Genomic DNA, 22,140 nt, shown 5'->3' with positions numbered 1-22,140 from the left:
ATCCCCTGCCCTTCGGGCTGCCCCCTTCTCTAAGGGGGCACGCATCTAGCGAATAGATGCAATTGTCGTTTAAAACATCCAGTAGTTCTCTCGCCAATTGTAGTTGGCACCATGATTCCAAATGTGATTAAAACCCATCACTTGAAGTCCCACGCCAGGGACTGTAACCATATTTCCTCTTAAAAAAGCCTGTGAAAAAATTTCACAGACTTTTTCGTCAATCACAGGTTTACCTGAAAAGAATGTACAGCACCAGCAGGGCCGCCGTCACCAGGATGACTGCCAGGAATGCGTTCCTGTCCCGCCAGGTGTACTTCAGCTGGTGCATCTTTGTCCGGCCTTCGCCACCACGGTAACAGCGGGCTTCCATGGCCGTTGCCAGGTCATCGGCCCGGCGGAAGGCAGAAATGAAGAGCGGTACCAGCAGCGGAATCATATTCTTCGCCCGCTGCCAGAGATTGCCGTTCACAAAGTCCGCGCCCTGGAAGACTGGGCCTTCATGATGCGGTCCGTTTCTTCCAGAAGTGTAGGAATGAAGCGGAGAGCAATGGTCATCATCATAGCCAGTTCATGGGCCGGTACGCCGAAGCGGCGGAAGGGCATGAGCAGGGCTTCAATGCCATCGGTGAGAACAATAGGACTCGTCGTATAAGTAAGGAGCGAAGAAAAGGCAATGAGGAATACGAGGCGCAGTGTCATGATGATACCGTTTCGTATACCCTCTTCACTGATATGGATAAATTTCCAGCTGAACAGTTCCGTTCCCGGTGTAGTAAAAATATGGATGGCCAGTGTAAACACAAGGATAATCCACAATGGCTTGATGGCTTTCCAGATGAGGGAAACGGGGACGCCGGACATGGCAATGGCAGCGAAGGTAAAGCCGGCTACCAGGATATAGGACCAGAGATTATTCGCCAGGAAAATGGCCACAATGAAAATCATGGTGCACAGGATCTTAGCTCTTGGGTCCATCCTGTGCAGGAAGGAATCTCCCGGATAATACTGGCCGAGGGTGATATCGGTTAACATGATTTCTTACCTCCCAGCATCCTGCTCATTTTATCGACTGCTTCTTCCACGGTCTTCGCTTCTTCCGGCACCGGAATGCCCATATCCTTCAGGTGGAGAAGGGTCTGGGTGAGGGGCGGCGCATCGACGCCGCATTCCTGCAGCTCCTTCCGGTGGTGAAGGAAAATATCCATAGGCTTTCCGTCCATGACAAGATGCCCCTTATGCATGACAAGGAGTCTCGTCGCCAGCCGGGCAATATCATCCATATTGTGGGAAACAAGGATAACGGAAAATACGCCTTTCTGATACCAGCTCTGGATACGGGAGAAAATTTCCCGCCGTCCGATGGGATCCAGTCCTGCCGACGGTTCATCGAGGATCAGAAAATTCGGGTGCATGGCGATGACCCCCGCAATGGCCACCCGCCGCTGCTGGCCTCCGGAAAGGCGGAATGGGGAACGTCCTCCATAGGTATCATAATCGAGGCCGGCGAACTTCATGGCACTCTTTACCCGCTTTTCCGTTTCTTCCTCATCGCAGCCCAGATTCTTCGGGCCGAAGCCAATATCCTTGGCCACAGTCTCCTCGAAGAGCTGGTGCTCCGGATACTGAAAAACCATACCCACCGAGTGGCGCTTCGCCACCGCTTCCTTCGTCTTGGCCGCCAGGTCTACCCCATCGATGGTGACCTTGCCTGTGGTAGGATGGATGAGCCCGTTCAGGTGCTGGATGAGCGTAGATTTCCCGCTGCCCGTGTGGCCGATGATACCCACAAACTCTCCCGGCTCTATGGTGAGATTGATATTTTCCAGAGCCACCTTTTCAAAAGGAGAGCCTTTGCTGTATACACAGCTTACATTTTCGACACATATGGACATAATGCCTCTCCCAGCTCCTCATCAGTCAAACAATCTTCAGGAATGGAAAATCCCTTTTTCCGAAGGCCATAGGCCAGGTCAGCCGCCACCGGCACATCGAGGCCAAGGGCCCTCAGTTTCTCCGCCTGGGAAAATACCTCACGGGCAGTCCCTTCCATGCGAAGATGGCCTTTGTCGATGACCATCACGTGATCTGCCGTCACCGCTTCTTCCATGAAATGGGTAATGAGAACAATGGTGATGCCTTCGTTTTCATTCAGGTCATGCACCGTATCCATGACCTCTTTCCGGCCCTTCGGATCCAGCATGGCCGTCGGTTCATCGAGAACGATGCAGTCCGGATGCATGGCAAGGATTCCCGCAATGGCCACCCGCTGTTTCTGGCCACCGGAAAGCATGGCAGGAGAATGGGTGCGGTAGGCCGTCATGCCCACCTTTTCCAATGCCACATCCACCCGCTTCCTGATTTCATCAGGGGGCACACCGATATTTTCCGGACCGAAGGCTACATCTTCTTCCACGATAGCCGCTACCAGCTGGTTATCGGGGTTCTGGAAAACCATGCCCACCTTCTGGCGGATATCCCAGATATGGGAGAAATCGGAAGTATTCATGCCTTCCACATAAAGTTCTCCGTCCGTGGGAATAAGCAGGGCATTCAGATGCCTGGCCAGCGTAGATTTCCCACTGCCGTTGGTCCCGATGATGGCCGTAAAGGACCCCTTCTTTATGGTGGCCGTCACATCGGAGAGGGCATCAAATTTCTTTCCTTCCTCTGTCTCAAAGGTATGTGTCAAATGACGGATGTCAAACAGAATCTCTCCGCCCTGTTTTTCATCCTTCACCGGTTCTGTATCCATGATTCCTCTTTCCTGCAATGATAAGAATAAAACAATGATACTTTATGATAGCAGAATCAAGACCCTGCCGTCAATGGAAAGGGTCCGTTCAGCCTCTTATAATCATATCATGAGAAGCGCATTTGTCAATTTATATATTTGCATTCGTTTACAATATTCATAGATGGTGCTAAGGGTTGCAGGTGAACATCGCTGTAGTCGTTCACTAGCGCATAGCGAACTGCGGTCACACCAGCGAACACAATTTGCCGAAACCCATCGACACTCAAATTGTGGTAAGTCGCTGGATAGCCGTGCTGTAGGGAGCCTGACAGGTGACTGAGAATGAAGTGAATCGTATTTCCCATAGGCTGTTGAGCGCTATCGCACCAGAGGCACGAAGCTTTCCGTGTCCACCGAAGGCAGCTGAAGCTATAGCTGCCTTTAGGTATCGAGGGAGTAAATATAAATATTGCGGCGCTTCCAAATTCTGTGCGCCGCACCTTCCCCTCGGGCGAAGCCCGTTCCCCCTGAGCCACTTCAGCCACCTAAGCCACCTAAGGAAAATCACACCCAGAAAGATGGGAATACCGATTTTACATACATCTCACCGTAATCATTACAATTTCCGGCTTCGGGCCCAGGCGGAACGGAGTACCCCACATGCCGTAACCGCTGGTGACATAGGCCGTCATATTTCCATATTTCTTTGCCCCGTAGTCCAGGTCAAAGGCCTTCTTTGTAAAATAACGGTTTGGCCAAAACTGGCCGGCGTGGGTATGGCCCGCCAGGAACAGATCATGACCTGCCCTTGCCGCCTCCTTCATGGACACCGGCTCATGTTCCATGACTATGGAAAAATGAGCATCCGAAGGAGGGACCTCCGACAGGGGATGGTACAGGAAGTCTCCCATGCCGTTCACCATAACCCCTTCGTCCGTCAGGAAGCCTTCATTCAGGAGCACCCGGATGCCGAGGTGTTCCAGCATGTCCTTTTCCCTCTCCGTATGGCCGCTGTAATGGTCATGATTTCCCAGGACCGCCAATGTCCCTTTTTTCGGTTCCAGGTTTCTCAGTTCCTCAAAAATATGGCTTTTCTCCACCACGTGAAGATTGCCATCAATAATATCGCCGCCCATGAGAATATAGTCCGGTGAGAGTCGGTTCAGGTCCCTCACGAAACGCCGGGCAAACCAGGGGCCCAGAAGGATACCGAAATGAATATCGCTCACAAAGGCAAAAGTCACCGGTCCCCCCACAGGCTTATGGGTAGTCAGGTCCAGATGCACCACCTGGGGATGGAAGGCCCGCCAACTGCCGAAAACGATCAGGATAAAAAGGGCTGCCAGGACCAGTCGGCTATACAGGGAAATCCAGTTTTCAAGACCGTTCCATCCCGTAATCCACCAGGCTCCTTTCATCAGCAGGAAAGGAACCGCCGCCATGGTGGCATAATAGGTAAATATAAATCCATAGCCTCCGGCCCATGCGCAAAGACGTACCAGGGAAAGGGGCATGTATTTCTCCGCCAGGTTTGGCAGGGTATATATAAGGGGTTCCAGCAGGAATAAAAGAACCCACGCCGGATTTCTAAGGAAATCAAAACCGCTTCGGAAGAGCAGCCACTGCAGCAGGGCACAGAGAATCCCCAGACCCCCCTGGAATAGATAAAACCGATTCCGTTCTTTCATGGTTGTTTCTCCTGTATGGCAAAAAGCCCCTGACAGACAGAGGCTGATTTCTGTAATATGTGAGGGCCATACGTCTGATGATTAACAGGATAATCAGGATCAGGAGATGGCAATTTGGACATTGCTCCGCCTGGCTGACCAGCAGTCCCTTTGGAATTATGGTTTTGGCAAAGTCATAATGTGGATTCGCAGCCCCTGGCAAAATTTCGTACCTTATGCCCCCATCGCAAAACGTTCACCTGCCACTTTGCGCTCTATTCAATCTGCCTGCCACACACTATATACCATCAGATCCAACCGAAATGGCGGCATGCGTTATAAATGCCATCCTCATCAGCCCGGTCCGTAATGTAGCGGGCTTTTGCTTTCAGCTGGGGTTTGGCATTTCCCATGGCAATGGTCATCCATTCCTTCCGAAACATGGTGAGATCATTCATGCCATCGCCAAAAACCACGATATCCTCATCAGGTATGTGGAATTTCTTTTGGATTTCCATGATACCCCGTTCCTTGTGCACCGGCTCAATAAGCATGGTATCTGCGCTGAACCATACATGGGGCAGCCCATGGAGGGGAACTTCATGGACCTCCGCTTTCGTGCAGGCCACAAAAATCTTGTGAATCGCTTCTACCCTACGGAAATCAAAGTCCCGGTCCACCTTTGTCTCATAGTATCGGTCCTTCACTTTTTCCAGGTACAGCGGTGTCCGGGTGATGCGATACTTTCTGTTATAAGGAGCCGCGGCCCAGGGATGTTTCTCTTCATCCGTTTCCGCCAGCATTTGGAAGCAGTCCGAAAGAGGCAGTCCCTCATCGTACAGAATTTTCCCGTCAATGGTCACCGCATTACCGCCATCTGACACCACCGCCGGAATGCCCAGGGTCTTTGCCACTTCCCAGGCGTCCGCCTGCATGCGGCCTGTGGCGATGGATACAAAATGGCCATTCCTGATAAGAAGGCGAATGGCCTCCCTGGTGCTTTCAGGATAGTCCGCCGTCAGCGGTGTAGTCAGGGTCCCATCAATATCAAAGAAAAAGTATTTTTTCATGTCCTCTCCTCCATAGGGTCTTCTGCTTACCATTATACTATGATTTCAGACATGAAAATACCGCCGAAAAGGAAAGGATTCTTCCGACGGTATAGCATGGTTATGGATAGAGTCATCTGCACAGGGCTTCCAGCTTCAAGCTGCCAGGAAAGCTGGCCAGACCCTTTAGGCCAGAAATATGAGTTTCTGCCAACTTCGATTTCCACTGTAAGCAACAGGAATCAGACGATTGGAATGCGCCGCAGGCGGGCCAGATTTCCTGGTTGCTAAAAGCCCCTTTACGTGTGGACGTGCACTCACTCCCTGCTTACAGCAGCTTTTCAATTTCCGGAGCAATGGCTTCCGGTGTCTTTGTGGGTTCGAACCGTGCCACCACGTTGCCATCCCGGTCAATGAGGAACTTCGTGAAATTCCATTTAATGGAATCATCCTTCAGGAAATCAGGATAGTTCTTCCTGATGAAATTCAAGAGATTCTGGGCATTGGGATGGTCCATGTCCAGGCCCTTGAACCCCTTTTCCTTCACCAGATACTTGAAAAGAGGCTGGGCTGTCTCGCCGCGGACATCGCCCTTCTGGAACATGGGGAATGTGACGCCGTAGTTCAGGCGGCAGAATTCCTGGATTTCCCCATTGCTGGCCGGATCCTGCTCTGCAAACTGGTTGCAGGGGAATCCCAGCACCGCAAATCCCTTATCTTTATAGGTGGTATATAACTTTTCCAACCCTTCAAACTGCGGTGTAAACCCACATTTGCTGGCGGTATTCACGATAAGGAGTACCTTTCCTTTGAATTCCGAAAGGGAAATTTCCTTTCCGTTCATGGTAGTCGCTTTGAAATCATATACGTTCATTGTTTCCTCCTTCTGCAGTCCCCAGGGGCCGCAAAAACGATTTATCTATTACATCGGTTGCATAAAACGATATTTCTCCATCTGCATTAATTATATTTATTTTTATCGAAGTAGTCAAGTAAAAAAAGAAGCGACCGGAAGCCGCTTCAAAAGGGGTTGGAGCTATTGCTCCTATGAGAACCTGTATAATAACATCCTTTCGGAATGCTATTACCAAAAAGAGTGAGATGAGGGATGATAACATTCCCTGTTATCACCATCCCTCAAATAGAGGAAATTGGACCAGAAGAAAACTTCTGTATAGGAACTTCCATAAAGGAAGGATCTGTAAAAAGGGGAGGCGATGATTCTATTTCCCTGTTAAAACCATCGCCTGAAAGGGAGGTGAACCATGGGGGCCAAGCCCCCGGCGCGGTATAGATACCGCCGTATATAGGAACTTCTTTGCAGAAGCATCTGTAAAAGGTATGGGTGATGATGATATTTCCCTGTTACCGCCATCACCCGAAAGGAGATGAACCATGGAGAAACCCCCACAGGACTATGTAAAACCCCAAAGGAGTATTACATCGATATTGACAAGAACGATTCATACCGCAATCACCGGGAAGGGGAGAATCATGTTCCCTGCCATCATCCTCCGGGCATATACGGCAGGAAATCCTCATTTCCGCGCCGAATAAAAAATCCACCTTTCCGAAAAAGGATAAGGTGGTCCCACCCATGCTAAAAGCATGTATATAGAACACCTTCCCATCGCTCGTAGGTCAAACGGTGATTACAAAACAGGCAGTTCTCCTGACTCTGCTTCCCTGCTCCTCCAGCCTTCCCAATGCACTCAGTGACTTTTGTTGGATTCGCTCCGCATTACAGTGGCGGGACCGTGCCGGCCTTTCACCGGTCTTCCCTATTAAGCCCTTAAGGGCACCTGTTTCCTTATGAAATTGTTCTCCTCATAACCGAATGGCCGCCATTAAAAAATCCCTTTACCCAAGCGTAAAGAGACATCCATAAGACATCCCCTTCCCATCGCTCGTGGGTATTAACGGTGACATAAGAGAGGCAGTTCTCCTGACTTTGCTTCCTCGCTCCTCCGTCTTCCCGGTTTCCCAGTGACATTTCTGGATTCGCTCTGCATTACAGTGGCGGGACCGTGCCGGCTTTTCACCGGTCTTCCCTATTAAGCCCTTAAGGGCACCTTTCTTTTCCTGTTCGGTTGTATTTATAGTAGCACCATATAAGGACCGTGTCAAATGGAAATTTAAGAATACTTTGCACATATAATCGAACTATTGCAGTTTGTCGAGCTATTGTATCATGCGCTGATGGGTAACGTCATTCGCACGGAGCTTCTAGCTGCTAGCTCCTGGCTTCTAGGAAAGCTGGCCAGCCTACGGCACGAATGACTGACGGAAATAACGCAAAGAAAGCGCCGCAGGCAAATCAGCTTTCCTAACAGCTAGCCGCTAGAAGCTAGCTGCCCCGTATGAGTGACTCTATACGCAAGCATATTAACCGCCAAGCCCTAACAGCTCGACAAACTGAAATTGGTGAGTTTATTTCCGATTCTTTCTCTGCTCCAGCATATAGCCCGCCACGCAGACGAAGACAGCCAGGAATCCCGGAAGGGCCCAGGTAACCCAATCCCCCGTCATGCCAAGAATCACAGGACCCAGGGCCTTGTCGTGAAGGAACATGGTTCCCGAAGTCCAGCCGATCATGGCTGCGCCGGCATACATGAGGAAAGGAAATTTGTCCAGCACTTTACCAATGAGCTGGCTGCCCATGACAATGATGGGGATGCTCACCATAAGGCCGAAAACTACGAGCAGGAAATCCCCGTTTGCAGCCCCTGCTACGGAGAGGATATTGTCAATGGACATGAGAAAATCCGCCAAAATAATCGTCTTCACAGCTGACCAAAGATTATCCGCTGCCTTCACATGGGGATTCTCATCGCCCGGAGCAATGAGGCGAATAGCAATAGGGATAAGAAGCAGGCCCCCTGCCACTTGCAGGTAAGGAATAGTGAGCAGCCATACCGCAAAAAATGTGAGCACCATCCGAAGCCCCACGGCCCCGATGGTACCGATGAGAATGGCCTTTTTTCGTTCCTTATGGGGCAGCCGGTTTGAAGCCATGGCAATAACCACCGCATTGTCCCCTCCCAGGGACAGGTCCATCAGTATAATAGATCCTACGCCGATCCAGAATTGCAGGGAAAACAGTTCCATAAATACCACTCCAATAAAAAAATCCGTCCCGCGGATCATGAACTCTATCGAAATTCATTATATACCGCAGAACGGATTTAGAAAAGATGAAATGTAACTGTGCCTATTGCGGTTTGACGAGCTGCTGGAGCGGTACTGATGGATAGAGTCATTCGTGCGGGCTTCTAGCTTCTAGCTGCTAGCTTCTAGGAAGGCTCTACAGCCTACGGCACGAATGACTGACGGAAATAAGCGCCGCAGGCGGATCAGCCTTCCTAACAGCTAGCCGCTAGGAGCTAGTGTCTAATTTCATAAATAATAGATTGTATTGCCGGACACAGCAAATAATGGTATACTTATTCCAGATAAATGCAAATTGCAGGGGGGGATAACGTTATGCCAAAAGTTGCTAAGCAAATACGCTGCTCCGAAAGCGAACGCATAGAACTGCATAAAATCGTAAACTCTCAAAAAACAGAGCATCGCATTGTAAGACGTGCAAAAATGGTTCTTCTATGTCTTGATGGAATGCAAATCAAGGATATCGCGGCTAAGTTGGGGGAACGCCCCAATACCGTTAGCCTTTGGCGGAATCGTTTCGCTGAACAGGGCATCCCTGGACTACAGGATAAGAAAAGGCGGGGCCGTACTGCTCAATATGGACCGGAATTCCGCGAAATGGTGTTAAATAAGCTGAAGGAAGCGCCTCCAGACGGGCTAGCACACTGGGATGGTCCTACACTGGCAAGAGTTCTGAATGTCTCAAAGGCTGCCATTTGGCGACTTATGAGAAAGGAAGGAATACAGCTGGCAAGGCAGCGTTCCTGGTGTGTCAGTACTGATCCGGAGTTTACTAAAAAGTCTGCTGATATCGTGGGACTTTACTTGAACCCGCCAGAGAATGCTGTCGTAATCAGCGTTGATGAGAAACCATCGATACAGGCCTTAAGTAGAGCCCAAGGATATGTACTTACTCATAACAAGAAAATTGTGCGCGGGTTGAAAAGCACATATCGGAGGAATGGAACAATAAATTTATTCGGTGCACTGGAGGTAGCTACCGGACAAATTTATGGAAAGACAACAAAGAGAAAAACCAGAGAGGACTTTGAAGAATTTTTAGATGACTTATTGAAAAGTGAGCCGGGTGGAGACAAAGTGCAATATCATATTATTGTCGATAATTACTGCACGCACAAGCGCTTAAACGACTGGCTGGAAAAGCATCCTAATGTCCATTTTCATTACACACCAACGTCAGCAAGCTGGCTGAATGAAGTGGAAATATGGTTTAACATTATGTCGCGAAAAGTGCTCCGAGGGGCAAGTTTTGACTCTGTTTCGGATCTTGTGTCAGCGATTAAAAAGTTTATTGCTGCCTACAATGAGCATGCAGAACCGTTCCGCTGGAAAAAACGTGAGGTCAAGGGTTCGCAACTTAGGGATACAATCGGAAACTTACGAAATTAGACACTAGCAGCCCCGTGTGAGTGACTCTACACGCAAGCATACTAACCGCCAAACCCATCAGCTCGACAAACTGAAATATTCCTTTTCTTCCCGGACTATTCCACTATCGGTCCGATGGAGCCCAACTTTTCCAGGAGAGGAATATTGATTGGCGTATAGGCATCAGGGTGCTTCCGCAGGTAATACTGTTCCTCCTCCGGTGCTTCATAGAAATTTTCCAGCCCCTTCATTTCCGTCCGGACCTTCGGTGGTTTCCGTCCTTCTCCTTCGAATTCATTGAACACGATAGCGGCGTCGGTCATTTTCCTCGAGACTCCCCGATTCTGGAGAAACAGGAGGTAGTAGCTGATCTGCATAGTATCCTCGTGGGAAGTATAATAGACACCGCTTCTGTATTGGGGTCCCACAGCCTTCCCCTGGATGCCATCGGTATAGGGATTGATGATGGTGAAAAACAGGGCAAGAAGGCTCACAATATCAATCTTCTTGGGATTGTATACAATTCTGATGCATTCCCGGCCTTCCACTCTGCCACTATAAATGTCCTCTTTGGAAGGATTCGGACTGCTGCAGTTGGCAAAACCGGCGGTTACCTGAGCCACACCTTTGACCCGGGAAAACACTTCCTGCAACCCGTAATAAGGACCGCCGGCCAGGTACAGTTCTTTCATGAACGCTCCATTCATGTACATGGCGGTTCCTCCTTTCTAATAAAAACGCTTGGAATACAAGAAACAGGAGCTGCGATGAAAAGATTCACCACAGCCCCGGTTCCTGCGCATATTGACTTATTTACCGGTCGTTTCCCGCTGCCGCGCAGCAGCCCGATCGATATCAAATGTCCTGATAAGTTCCGCCACGGCCTGGCTGGGCGATACAACTCCCGCCAATACGGCAGCCTTCACTTCCGGAAGCCTGCCTTTAATGACAGGATCTTCATAGAAGAGGTTGTGGAGATGTTCGTCAATCATGGTATGAACCCAGGAAATGATCTGCCGTTTTCTGCGGTTTTCAAAGGCGCCGGATTTCTTCGTGACCTTCTCAAATTCCCGCATCACCGCCCAGAGCTCGAGGAGCCCCGTTTTTTTCAGGGCAGAGCATCGATAGGCATGGGTTTTCCATCCTTCCGTGGCAGGACGGATGAACTCTACCATCCGTTCATATTCGCCCTGGGTGACTTTGGCCCTTTCCAGGTTGTCACCGTCAGCCTTATTGACTACGATGGCGTCTGCCAGTTCCATGATTCCCTTCTTGATCCCCTGGAGGTCATCGCCGGCACCGGTCAGGACTACCAGCATGAAGAAATCGACCATGGAGCGGACCGTGGTTTCCGACTGGCCTACGCCCACCGTTTCCACCAGGATGACGTCGCAGCCTGCCGCTTCGCAGAGCATCATGGTTTCACGGCTTTTCCGGGCCACACCGCCCAGGGTGCCGCCGGAGGGAGAAGGTCTGATGAAACAGTTCGGCTCCCGGGACAGCTTCTGCATCCTGGTCTTATCTCCCAGAATGGATCCGCCGGTAATGGAACTGGTAGGATCCACCGCCAGCACGGCTACCTTGTAGCCCTGCTGGCAGAGGAGCTGTCCGAAAGCCTCGATGAACGTACTTTTACCAGCCCCTGGGACACCGGTAATTCCGATACGGAGGGAATGGCCGGTTCTGGGAAGTAATGCCTGTAATACACGCTGGGCCTTATCGAAATCCTTTGGCGCATTGCTCTCGATCAGGGTAATGGCTTTGGCAAGAATCATCCGGTCTCCCCGTTTTACACCTTCCACATACTCCTCTACGGAAAGTTTCTTACGAAGAGGTACGCGGCGCAGAGGTTCTTTCGGATAGTACTTGGTGTCAGTAACACTGTTTACCGCACTGTCAATGCCACGCATCACAGAGCAGGCAAACTCGGGATTCTTTTCTTTAGGTACCCAGCTTGGCCGGAGGTCATCATCATTTTCAGGCATAAGCGCACCTTTAACCTTCCTTGGCTTCAGCTTTGGCGCGGTCTACAAGAATCTGCAGAAGTTCAATGCAGCACTTCGGGATGTTGGTGCCCGGCCCAAAGATTGCCGTAGCTCCATGATCATAGAGGAACTGGTAATCCTGGGGAGGAATGACGCCGCCGATGCAGACAAGGATATCATCGCGGCCCCGTTTCTTAAGTTCTTCTACCAGGGCAGGGAGCAGAGTCTTATGGCCTGCAGCCAAAGAGGAGAAACCAACAATATGAACATCGTTATCTACGGCATCCTGCGCCGCTTCTTCCGGTGTCTGGAAGAGCGGGCCCACATCGACATCCCAGCCCATATCGGCAAAGGAGGATGCCAGTACTTTCTGGCCTCTATCGTGGCCATCCTGGCCCATCTTGCAGAAGAAGATACGGGGACGGCGGCCTTCCAGCTGTTCAAATTCATCGATCAGCTTTTTAGCCTTTTCAAACTGGCCGTTGTCCTGGAATTCACTGGAATAAACGCCGGATACGGTGTGGATGGTGGCATTGTAACGGCCGGAAACCTTTTCGACGGCATCGGAGATTTCGCCAAGGGAGCAGCGGTCATGGGCAGCCTGGACAGCAGCGTCCAGAAGGTTGCCGTTTTCACGGCTCTCTGCGCACTTGGTGATATGTTCCAGATCCCGGCGGACTTTTTCCGGATCCCGGATAGAGCGGAGTTTTTCCAGTCTCTTGATCTGGGCATTACGTACAGCGGTGTTATCAATGGACAGAACGTTCAGCGGATCTTCCTTGGCCAGGCGGTACTTGTTCAGGCCCACAATGGTTTCCCTGCCGGAGTCGATGTCCGCCTGGCGGCGGGCAGCGCATTCCTCGATGCGCATCTTCGGAAGGCCAGTGGCAATGGCCTTGGCCATGCCGCCCAGAGATTCCACTTCCTGGATATGGGCCCAGGACCGTTTAATCATTTCATTGGTCAGGTATTCCAGGTAGTAGGAACCGCCCCAGGGGTCGATAATCTTGCAGACCTTCGTTTCATCCTGGATATAAAGCTGGGTATTTCTTGCCAGACGGGCGGAGAAGTCTGTTGGCAGGGCGATGGCTTCATCCAGCGCATTGGTATGGAGGGACTGGGTGTGACCCAGGGCTGCGGACATGGCTTCCATGCAGGTTCTGGTGATGTTGTTGAAGGGATCCTGTTCGGTGAGGGACCAGCCGGAGGTCTGGGAATGGGTGCGGAGGGCCATGGATTTCGGATTCTTGGCGCCGAAGCCCTTCAGAATCTTCGCCCACAGCACTCTGGCAGCCCTCATCTTGGCCACTTCCATGAAATAGTTCTTGCCCTGGTCCCAGAAGAAGGAGAGGCGCTTGGCAAAGGCATCTACCGGAAGTCCTGCTTTTTCGCCGCAGCGGATGTATTCCATGCCGTCGGCCAGGGTGTAGCCCAGTTCCAGGTCACAGGTGGCGCCGCATTCCTGGATGTGGTAGCCGGAAATGGAAATGGAGTTGAATTTCGGCATATACTTGGTGGTGTATTCGAAAATATCACCGATGATACGCATGGACATGGCCGGCGGATAAATGTAGGTATTACGGACCATGAATTCCTTCAGGATATCATTCTGAATGGTGCCCTGGAGAATCTTTCTGTCTACGCCCTGTTCAATGCCGGCGCAGATGAAGAATGCCAGAATCGGAAGTACGGCGCCGTTCATGGTCATGGATACGGACATCTGGTCCAGCGGGATCCCATCAAAAAGGATGTTCATGTCCAGCATGGAACATACAGATACGCCTGCTTTACCGACATCGCCGACTACACGGGGGTTATCGGCATCATAGCCGCGGTGGGTCGGAAGGTCGAATGCAATGGACAACCCTTTCTGTCCGGCTGCCAGGTTTCTTTTGTAGAATGCATTGGATTCTTCAGCAGTGGAGAACCCTGCATACTGACGGACTGTCCATGGACGGAATACGTACATGGTGGAGTAAGGTCCGCGAAGGAATGGAGGAATGCCGCTCATGAAATCCAGGTGATTGCATTCTTTATAAATATCCTTCGTATAGAGCGGTGCTACCGGAATACGTTCCAGTGTGGTGTCATAAAGGTCATCATATTTCTTGCCCGTGGTTTTTTCCAGATCGTCCTTCCAGACATTGTAGTCACATCTCGGATGGTCTTCCAGATTCAGTTTTGTAAAGTCAGGATTCATTGCCATATTATTTTACCTCCTCTTCCGTAATCTTCATGCCTTTGGCTCTCTGAAGTTCACGGATGATCTCATAGCAATTTGCTTTCACACTGATGAAATCATCAACACCGGCATCCCGGTATTTCTGTTCCAGATCCTTTGGTGCTGCACCGGCGAGGAATACTTTCCCTTTGCCAAGCACTTCTTTCAGCCGTGGTGCCAGTGCCGGTACATCTTCCGGATAGGTATCATCCTTGGAGCAGATAACAGCGCAGTCATAGGGGGTACCCTTATCATCGCAGCCTTTCTTCAGTGCTTCTACGCACTTATCCCAACGGGAGCCCGGTTTTCCTTCATCATCCTGGAAGCCGTTGTTGAGGTGGACATTGAATTCACCGACCTGCAGGAAGGAAGTGGAGAAGTCGGCTCTTGCTTTATGCTGCGGAATACGGCCCATATTTGCCAGGAATACTTCCACATTTTTACCGGTTTCTTTCTTGTAATTTTCTGTATCGAAGCGGAGCCGTTCAAACCGTTCGGTCCAGCGATGTTCCGTAATCTTTCTGACCTTTTCCGGTTCGCCATCCGGAGTGATGGCCTTGTAAACTTCATTCTGGGTTGCGCCGGCAGAAAAGGCTTCGATGGCTTTAGCCAGCTTTTCCTCAGCTGGAGCTGCTTCCAGTTCTTCCAGCTTCTTGCCCAGATATTCTTTATCAATATCCTTGCGGTAAGTTTCTACGCCGTCAGACAGCATCTTTTTCAGGGTCTTCGTATCTTCCGGCCTCGGTTCGATCAGTTCTTCCGCCATGTTCGGGTACATGTTATTGCCTACAGCACGGTCTTTACGGAAGTCCAGAGCCTTGAAACGCTGTTTGAGGATATCCAGGATCTGTTCCTGCGGATACTCTGCCTTAAGAGCTGCCGTAAAGCCTCCCATGGATTCAATCTTCTGGAATTCCGCCCAGATCTTCTGGGCCATTTCAATGGTCAGGTGTTCCAGTGCCCAGGAGCCGCCGGACGGGTCGATTGGACGAAGCATACCGAATTCTTCCTGGAGAATAATGTGCGCATTTCTGGCAATACGACGGGAGAATTCATCGCCCTTTCTTACTGTCTCATCGTACGGTTCATTTTCGTAGGTATCTACACCGCCTACTACAGCGGAGAACATGGCCGTAGTATTTCTAAGCATATTAACACCGGCATCGAAAATGGTGCGGTAGAAATAAGCGGGGCGGGAATGGATCTTGCAGCTTCTATCTGCTTCTTCCGCACCGAAGGCTTTCATGATATTCGCCCACACTTCACGGGCAGCCCGAAGTTTCGCAATTTCAATGAAGAAAATAGTTCCCACGTTGAAGCCGAAATTGATGGACTGGGCAATATCGTGAATAGAAATTCCTCTTTTTTCCATTTCCCGAATATATTCCACAGCCATGGCAAAAGTATATGCTACTTCCTGTACCGCATTGGCACCGCCACGGGAGAAGACTTCACTTCTTGGCATAATGGTACGAAGACCCGGTGCGTTTTTCCTTGCCCAACGGATAGAATCAGCCATGTCATCGTAGCAGGCAGAAAGAGGTTTTGGCAGGGTGCCGTTCTTTGCCAGCTGGGACAGGGGGTTGGCACCAATCACGCCATGGAGTTTGCTGGTATCTTTTCCCTTAGCTTTTAACGCAGCAGCTACCAGCGCAATCATGCGGACCGATGTGGCACCGCAGTACATCATGAATGGATATTTATCCAGGTCAAGGCCATCAAGAAGCTGGGCCATATCTTCCAGTGTCGTAATGGATACACCGGTGTCCCCTGGTTTTTCTGCATCCTTTACATCAACGCCATCGGTGGAAGCACTGTCGAGACGGACGTTATATACAGTGGAACCTTTATCGATTTCATGTTTAAGAAGTTCGTTATTTTCTTTAGGAAGAGTTTCATCACAGGCCTGGGCAATTCCCCAAGGAGCTTCCTTATATCCATTCACCGTAGCGCCGCGGAGATAATCTCCCATGCCCGGATAATCATCGGTAGGCAGCTTGTCGTCCATAGCTACCGGACCGGTTCTCCATGTATAAATAGGATCGAAAGTGATACCTTCATAAGTCTTGGTATACATGAGTTTATCAAAAGGCTTGCCCTTCAGCAGGACATTGCAGGCCTCCACCCATTCATCCCATGTTGGTGGCGTAAATTCATCAAATTTAACAGCGGGAAAATCCGTATTCCCTTCTGATTTTTTAAGGATCTCCTCCAGCTCTTTATCAGTCAGCTGTTTTACCGGTTCCTGGGATTTCTGTTCATCCATGAATATATCCTCCTTTGAAATATTGACGGAGCAGCCAATTCAATGAAATCAAATCCTGCGCAGTCCTGTGTTCTAAAACTTCAAATTTGCACGGTATAAAATGATGAACACCGATAGCGCAAAAGAACATGATGGCAAAAATTGGTGCTTCCTTAGACAATTTCACAGCTTACAGGGATTCACCTCCTCCAGGATTTAAGATGATTGCAAGAAAAAAGCCGGCACCTGAAAATGGCAGCCGGTAATATGGGATCCTGCATCCCAAATCCCCTCCCCATCGCTCGCAGGTTTAACGGTGATTCATTGACAGATAGTTCTCCTGGCTCGGGATCACCATTCCTGCTCGCCTTCCCAGGTTTCCCCAGTGACATATATGAACAGAAACTCCCCCTTACAGTGGCGGGACCGCTCCGGCTTATACCGGATTCTCTTTTATGCTTACGCATCTGTCAGAAATATGAAATTGTCTAAGTGACTACAGTTACAGTATAATTCATTATTCTCTAACTGTCAATTATTTAATAATAATGTAGATGTTATCTTTCTATTACCATTTAATTGCTATTTCCAATTTCTAATGGACTCATCACATATTCGCTGGTATAATAAAGCTATAATTAATATCAGGCAAGGCTAGAGTTAATAAATATAAGAGGAGGAAAACATGGATAAATTGCAGGAAAAGGACAGAGAAGAATCTGTAACCTTAAGCCGCCAGTTTGCAGAAATAGAAGGACGACGTCCTCGCATTTACATACCGGAAATGGAAGACGATGGGGAACACGAAAAGCGAAAGGAAGCGGCAACCACCTTTGCCGATGCAGGATGGGATGTGGACGTAGGCTCTCCTGAACCACCGGAAGATGCGGCGCAGAATGCGGCAGACAACGACGTCCATTTTATCTACTACTATTCCACCGCCAAAAGCAGGACTAGCCTTCTGGTGAAACTCATCCAATATCTTACCATGCTGGGAAGAGATGATATCCTGGTAGCCGCTGCTCCGGTTACAGAGTCCGAGAGACCTGTACTTTTCCATTATGGAATTACCGCCGCCTTTGATAAAAACTACACGATCGATAAATCAAGCCTTACCATGCTGAGACTGCTCATTACAAGAAGCAGGGAAGAAGACTCAGACCTCTAAGTATAATAAAAAAAAGACCACCTTCCAGAACATGGAAAGTGGGCTTTTTTACTGGTAGGACAAGAAAAAGGAGTGATGCGCAGGCATCACTCCTTTTAGTGTCAAGCCGGAATCCTGTAAGGATTAGCCAACTGTGAACAGGGGATCGCCGCCCTGTACGCTCTGGCCTTCAGAAACCTGCATAGAGGTTACTTTGCCATCGCAAGGAGCCATGATCGGGTTGCCCATCTTCATAGCTTCGAGGACGAGGACTTCGTCGCCTGCTGCTACAGCGTCGCCAACATGTTTTTCAATGCGGATGACTTTACCAGGCATTGGAGCTTCAACAGATTCACCTGCGCCTGCAGGAGCTGCTGCCGGAGCCGGAGCCGGTGCGGGAGCCGGAGCCGGAGCTGCTGCCGGAGCCGGAGCTGCTGCCGGAGCCGGAGCTGCTTTCGGAGCTGCTGCCGGAGCCGGAGCTGCTGCTGCAGCGCCGCCGTCTTTAACTACAACATCGTAATCCTGGCCGTTAACTGTTACAGTAAATTTTCTCATTGTCTTTCCTCCTAAATGATGATAAGTTCAACTTTCAATTAGAACTGCTGGTTGGACTGAACGCCTGCAATGCGGGCTGCGGTTGTCCAGCCGGGTCTAGCTGCCGGGCGGATGGAGACGACTTCGCCGCCACCCATAGCAACGATAGCAGCAGCGATTGCTGCTACAACTGCACCATTGTCAGCGGCTTTAGGAGCTGCTGCTCTAGGAGCTGCAGCTTTCTTAGGAGCTGCAGCCGGTGCCGGTGCTGCGGACTGATTGAGAGATGAACGTACCTGCCAGATCATGATCAGGGCAATTACTGCAACAACAGCAGCAAATACCGCGATATACATAACTGTACTGTTATCCATCTGTACCCATCCTTTCAATTAAAGTATTTAAGCGGCAAATATTAGAGCGGAATGTTTCCGTGTTTCTTTGCCGGATGTACTTCGTGCTTGGAAGCAAGCATCTTCAGTGCATTGATGATTGTCGGACGAGTGTTGTGCGGATCGATAACTGCATCTACATAGCCACGTTCTGCAGCTTTGTAAGGAGTAGCGAATTCTTCCACATATTCCTTTGTGCGTTCTTCTTTGTTCGGATCCTTCTTGAAGATGATGTTTGCAGCGCCTGCAGGTCCCATAACTGCAATTTCAGCGGTCGGCCAAGCAAATACCTGGTCAGCGCCCTGTTCACGGGAGCACATAGCGATGTAGGAACCGCCGTAAGCTTTACGGAGAATCATGGTGATCTTCGGAACAGTAGCTTCGCAGTAAGCGAACAGCATCTTAGCGCCGTGACGAATTACGCCGGCGTATTCCTGCTGTTTGCCGGGCAGGAACCCAGGAACATCGACGAGGTTAACTACAGGAATATTGAAGCAGTCGCAGAAACGAATGAAACGAGCTGCTTTATCGGAAGCGTTATAGTCAAGGCAGCCTGCCATGAAGGACGGCTGGTTAGCAATGATACCAATGGTCTGTCCGTCCATACGAGCGAAGCAGGTGATGATATTCTTTGCGAATTCCTTAGCTACATCGTAGTATTCACCGTTATCAACGATGGATTTAATGACATCGTACATGTTGTACGGTGCATTGGAGCTTTCAGGCATAATCTTATCGAGAGCCGGATCGGTTCTTGTGGGATCATCACCGGTTTCAACGATAGGAGCATCTTCCATGTTGTTGGAAGGCAGGAAGGAGAGCAGGTAACGAATCTGTTTAATGCAGTCTTCGTCGTTTTCAGCAGCGAACTGAGCTACACCGGATGTACGGTTGTGGGTCATTGCGCCACCGAGTGCTTCAGCGGTGATAACTTCACCGGTTACAGATTTAACTACAGCCGGGCCGGTCAGGAACATCTGGGATGTTTTCTTAACCATGTAAATGAAGTCGGTCAGAGCCGGGGAATAAACTGCGCCGCCTGCGGATGGTCCCATGATTGCGGAAATCTGGGGAATTACGCCGGAAGCAATGGTGTTGCACCAGAAAATCTTGCCGTAGCCGGAGAGAGCATCGACAGCTTCCTGAATACGAGCGCCGCCGGAATCGTTCAGGCCTACGCAAGGTGCACCGACTTTCAGAGCCAGTTCATTTACGTGAACGATCTTAGCTGCATGCATTTCACCAAGGGAACCACCTTCAACGGTGAAGTCCTGAGCGAATGCAAATACAAGTCTTCCATCAACAGTGCCGTAGCCTGTTACAACGCCTTCACCAGGGAGATCTTTCTTTTCCTGGCCGAAGTTGTGGCAGCGGGATTTAACGAGCGCATTGACTTCTACGAAAGTGCCTTCATCAAACAGAAGAGCAAGTCTTTCACGAGCAGTCAGCTTGCCTTTTGCATGCTGTTTTTCAATACGTTTTTCGCCACCCATAGCCTCTACATGAGCGAGGTTTTTATGGAGAAGTTCAATTCTTTCTTCAACAGTTGCCATTCTTACACCTCCAAAAATATTAGGGTCCCCCACAGGGGGGATGACCTGCCCGAAGACAGGTCATATGCCATCGTTCAGATTATTTCTTGAAGGATGGGCCGCCGGGGCGTTCTGTCAGTTCAAGCAGAAGGCCAGTAGCCTTTGGATGCAAGAATGCGATATGACAGCCACCTGCACCGACACGGAACTTCTTGTCGATGAGCGGAACTTCTTTAGCCTGCAGATCAGCGAGAGCAGCTTCGATGTCATCAACACGAAGTGCTACATGCTGGAAGCCGTTTTTGCCATTGTTAGCTTTTTCAATGAAGCGGGCAATCGGGCCGTCCGGAGTTGTAGAACCCAGGAATTCGAGTTCGCAAGCTTCGGTCTGAGCGGACGGTTTGAAGAAGCTTGTTGTTACATGCTGTTCTTCAACGGTTTCATCCGGCAGAGAAGGTTCAAGTCCGAAAATGTCTTTCATCTGCTGTTTAATCTTTGCAAGATCTTTAACAGCTACACCAACATGGTCGACAGTTAAAACTTTGAATGCCATAATAACTCCTCCTTTAAAATTATTTGAATATTTTGCCCACAATGGAATCAACGACTGTGTACGGATCAGTTTTCCGTTCAAAGACTTGTTCCACGTAGTCACTAAATTCACCCGTCTTGGAGATGTTCTCTTCAATATGACGGGAAATGCGATCGTGAATCATCTCAAGCATTTCGGATCTAGCGCGTTCGCGTCTCCGTTCTTCAAGAAGTCCGGATTCTTCGAGATACTTACGATGATCACCCAGGGCTGCTACTACATCATCTACACCCTGGTCTTTGTTCGCGATCGTCCGTTCAATCGGAGGACGCCAGTTCTGGGCTTCGCCCAGGTCGAGCATCATTTCGATTTCTACATTCAGACGATCAGCGCCGTCGCGGTCACATTTGTTGATGACGAATACGTCACCAATTTCAAGGATACCTGCTTTTATAGCCTGAATATCGTCACCAAGTCCAGGTACGAGCACAACAAGTGTTGTATCCGCATTTTTGACGATATCGACTTCTGACTGTCCTACGCCTACTGTTTCGATTAACACAACATCGAGACCGAAAGCATCCATCAGTTTTACCGCATCAGCTGTCTTACGGGAAAGTCCCCCAAGGCTGCCGCGCGTGCCCATACTACGGATATAAACACCCTTATCCAAGGTCAGATCATTCATACGGATACGATCGCCAAGAATGGCGCCGCCGGAGAATGGACTTGTAGGATCGACTGCTACAATACCTACCGTTTTACCCTGAGAGCGGAACTTCTTGATCAGGGCATCTGACAGTGTGCTCTTACCCGCACCAGGTGCACCAGTGATACCGATGACCTGTGCACGACCGGTATGATGATAGATATCTTTCATGATATCTTCAAATCCATCCCGTTCGTCTTCAACGATGGTAATTGCTCTCGCTAAGGCACGTCTGTTTCCATTCCAAAAATCTTTCATTGAGAATTCCATGGATAAGCCGCCTTTTCGAAGAGTAAATAAATAATATAGTTGCAAGGGGGCTGGGACTCCTCCCAGCCCCCTGCAGCTAAATTATACAACACTAATGAACGTCAATGGTAATCGTCAGGGACGAATTATTTCTTAACGTTTTCCTTAATGAAGTCAATAACTTTCTTGGTTGGTGTGCCAGGAGTGAAGATAGCTTTTACGCCAGCTTTTTCGAGGCCAGGAATATCGGATTCAGGAATTACGCCGCCGCCGATTACGAGAACGTCGCCCATTCCTTTAGCTTTCAGAGCTTCAACAACTTCCGGGAACAGAGTGTTGTGAGCGCCGGAGAGCAGGGACAGAGCTACAACATCAACGTCTTCTGCGTCTGCTGCTTCAACGATCTGTTCAACGGTCTGACGAAGGCCGGTGTAAATTACTTCCATGCCTGCATCGCGAAGTGCACGGGCAATAACCTTTGCACCACGATCATGTCCATCAAGGCCCGGTTTAGCTACGAGTACTCTGATACGTTTGTCTGCCATTGTAAATTACCTCCAGAAATATTTGAGTAATATTATTATTCTCTTGTTTCAGGCTGCCCTACA

The 22,140-nt window shown here is 49.7% G+C and carries 18 protein-coding genes, 1 pseudogene and 3 riboswitches; of the genes and pseudogenes, 2 read left to right on the top strand and 17 right to left on the bottom strand.

Features of this window, described 5'->3' with window-relative positions; all coding sequences use genetic code 11:
- Positions 1-229: 229 nt before the first annotated feature.
- The 7 genes and pseudogenes from ACFWUL_RS01545 to ACFWUL_RS01515 all read right to left on the bottom strand — a co-directional run bounded on the left by ACFWUL_RS01545 (position 230) and on the right by ACFWUL_RS01515 (position 8,558).
- Positions 230-1,032 (bottom strand): annotated as a pseudogene (locus ACFWUL_RS01545) (energy-coupling factor transporter transmembrane component T family protein).
- Positions 1,026-1,892 (bottom strand): energy-coupling factor transporter ATPase, encoded by an 867-nt coding sequence (locus ACFWUL_RS01540; protein WP_416177599.1) that lies wholly within the window; start codon positions 1,890-1,892, stop codon positions 1,026-1,028. Before ACFWUL_RS01540 ends, ACFWUL_RS01545 begins: the two are co-directional and overlap by 7 nt.
- Positions 1,868-2,752: an energy-coupling factor transporter ATPase gene (locus ACFWUL_RS01535; protein ID WP_297021418.1), complete on the bottom strand. Its 885-nt coding sequence runs from the start codon at positions 2,750-2,752 to the stop codon at positions 1,868-1,870. The genes ACFWUL_RS01540 and ACFWUL_RS01535 overlap by 25 nt, the downstream gene beginning before the upstream one ends.
- A gap of 575 nt (positions 2,753-3,327) precedes the next feature.
- A complete protein-coding gene (locus ACFWUL_RS01530; RefSeq protein WP_416177598.1) occupies positions 3,328-4,422 on the bottom strand; it encodes a metallophosphoesterase in 1,095 nt (364 codons plus the stop codon).
- Positions 4,423-4,709: 287 nt separating this feature from the next.
- The gene (locus tag ACFWUL_RS01525) at positions 4,710-5,471 is read right to left on the bottom strand and encodes an HAD-IIB family hydrolase (protein ID WP_416177597.1); all 762 of its coding nucleotides are present in this window, start codon (positions 5,469-5,471) and stop codon (positions 4,710-4,712) included.
- Between the two features lie 307 nt (positions 5,472-5,778).
- A complete protein-coding gene (locus ACFWUL_RS01520) occupies positions 5,779-6,324 on the bottom strand; it encodes a glutathione peroxidase (RefSeq protein ID WP_416177596.1) in 546 nt (181 codons plus the stop codon).
- 770 nt (positions 6,325-7,094) lie between these two features.
- A riboswitch (cobalamin riboswitch) is annotated at positions 7,095-7,271 on the bottom strand.
- 96 nt (positions 7,272-7,367) lie between these two features.
- Positions 7,368-7,541, bottom strand: a riboswitch (cobalamin riboswitch).
- 339 nt (positions 7,542-7,880) lie between these two features.
- On the bottom strand, positions 7,881-8,558 hold the full coding sequence (locus ACFWUL_RS01515; RefSeq protein WP_416177595.1) for a TerC family protein: 678 nt from the start codon (positions 8,556-8,558) through the stop codon (positions 7,881-7,883).
- 375 nt (positions 8,559-8,933) lie between these two features.
- On the opposite strand from ACFWUL_RS01515, the gene ACFWUL_RS01510 reads away from it, so the two are divergent.
- On the top strand, positions 8,934-10,007 hold the full coding sequence (locus ACFWUL_RS01510; RefSeq protein WP_416176725.1) for an IS630 family transposase: 1,074 nt from the start codon (positions 8,934-8,936) through the stop codon (positions 10,005-10,007).
- A gap of 95 nt (positions 10,008-10,102) precedes the next feature.
- On the opposite strand, the gene ACFWUL_RS01505 is transcribed toward ACFWUL_RS01510, so the two are convergent.
- From ACFWUL_RS01505 to ACFWUL_RS01490, 4 genes are all read right to left on the bottom strand, one after another.
- Positions 10,103-10,699 (bottom strand): peptide-methionine (S)-S-oxide reductase, encoded by a 597-nt coding sequence (locus tag ACFWUL_RS01505; RefSeq protein ID WP_416177594.1) that lies wholly within the window; start codon positions 10,697-10,699, stop codon positions 10,103-10,105.
- 96 nt (positions 10,700-10,795) lie between these two features.
- Complete coding sequence (gene meaB, locus ACFWUL_RS01500; protein WP_416177593.1) at positions 10,796-11,971, bottom strand: methylmalonyl Co-A mutase-associated GTPase MeaB; 1,176 nt, start codon at positions 11,969-11,971, stop codon at positions 10,796-10,798.
- A gap of 10 nt (positions 11,972-11,981) precedes the next feature.
- Positions 11,982-14,177: a methylmalonyl-CoA mutase gene (gene scpA, locus ACFWUL_RS01495; RefSeq protein ID WP_416177592.1), complete on the bottom strand. Its 2,196-nt coding sequence runs from the start codon at positions 14,175-14,177 to the stop codon at positions 11,982-11,984.
- A gap of 1 nt (position 14,178) precedes the next feature.
- Positions 14,179-16,458, bottom strand: a complete 2,280-nt coding sequence (locus tag ACFWUL_RS01490; RefSeq protein WP_416177591.1) for a methylmalonyl-CoA mutase family protein — start codon at positions 16,456-16,458, stop codon at positions 14,179-14,181.
- Positions 16,459-16,749: 291 nt separating this feature from the next.
- A riboswitch (cobalamin riboswitch) is annotated at positions 16,750-16,923 on the bottom strand.
- Between the two features lie 199 nt (positions 16,924-17,122).
- Between ACFWUL_RS01490 and ACFWUL_RS01485 the strand changes: the two genes are divergently transcribed.
- The gene (locus tag ACFWUL_RS01485) at positions 17,123-17,605 is read left to right on the top strand and encodes a hypothetical protein (RefSeq protein ID WP_416177590.1); all 483 of its coding nucleotides are present in this window, start codon (positions 17,123-17,125) and stop codon (positions 17,603-17,605) included.
- Positions 17,606-17,728: 123 nt separating this feature from the next.
- On the opposite strand, the gene ACFWUL_RS01480 is transcribed toward ACFWUL_RS01485, so the two are convergent.
- The 6 genes from ACFWUL_RS01480 to ACFWUL_RS01455 form a co-directional block, all read right to left on the bottom strand.
- Complete coding sequence (locus tag ACFWUL_RS01480; RefSeq protein ID WP_416177589.1) at positions 17,729-18,139, bottom strand: biotin/lipoyl-containing protein; 411 nt, start codon at positions 18,137-18,139, stop codon at positions 17,729-17,731.
- Between the two features lie 38 nt (positions 18,140-18,177).
- Positions 18,178-18,492 (bottom strand): hypothetical protein, encoded by a 315-nt coding sequence (locus ACFWUL_RS01475; protein WP_297020389.1) that lies wholly within the window; start codon positions 18,490-18,492, stop codon positions 18,178-18,180.
- A gap of 41 nt (positions 18,493-18,533) precedes the next feature.
- Complete coding sequence (mmdA, locus tag ACFWUL_RS01470; RefSeq protein ID WP_296096723.1) at positions 18,534-20,063, bottom strand: methylmalonyl-CoA decarboxylase subunit alpha; 1,530 nt, start codon at positions 20,061-20,063, stop codon at positions 18,534-18,536.
- A gap of 79 nt (positions 20,064-20,142) precedes the next feature.
- Positions 20,143-20,595 (bottom strand): VOC family protein, encoded by a 453-nt coding sequence (locus ACFWUL_RS01465; RefSeq protein WP_008859878.1) that lies wholly within the window; start codon positions 20,593-20,595, stop codon positions 20,143-20,145.
- 19 nt (positions 20,596-20,614) lie between these two features.
- A complete protein-coding gene (meaB, locus tag ACFWUL_RS01460) occupies positions 20,615-21,553 on the bottom strand; it encodes a methylmalonyl Co-A mutase-associated GTPase MeaB (protein WP_297020392.1) in 939 nt (312 codons plus the stop codon).
- Positions 21,554-21,678: 125 nt separating this feature from the next.
- A complete protein-coding gene (locus ACFWUL_RS01455; protein WP_296096733.1) occupies positions 21,679-22,077 on the bottom strand; it encodes a cobalamin B12-binding domain-containing protein in 399 nt (132 codons plus the stop codon).
- Between the last annotated feature and the right edge of the window lie 63 nt (positions 22,078-22,140).

It is taken from the genome of Dialister sp., assembly GCF_047832375.1.
In the GTDB taxonomy this organism is placed as follows: Bacteria; Bacillota; Negativicutes; order Veillonellales; family Dialisteraceae; genus Dialister.
Note: the sequence above shows the minus strand (reverse complement) of the source record. Positions and strands in the feature narration are given on the sequence as shown.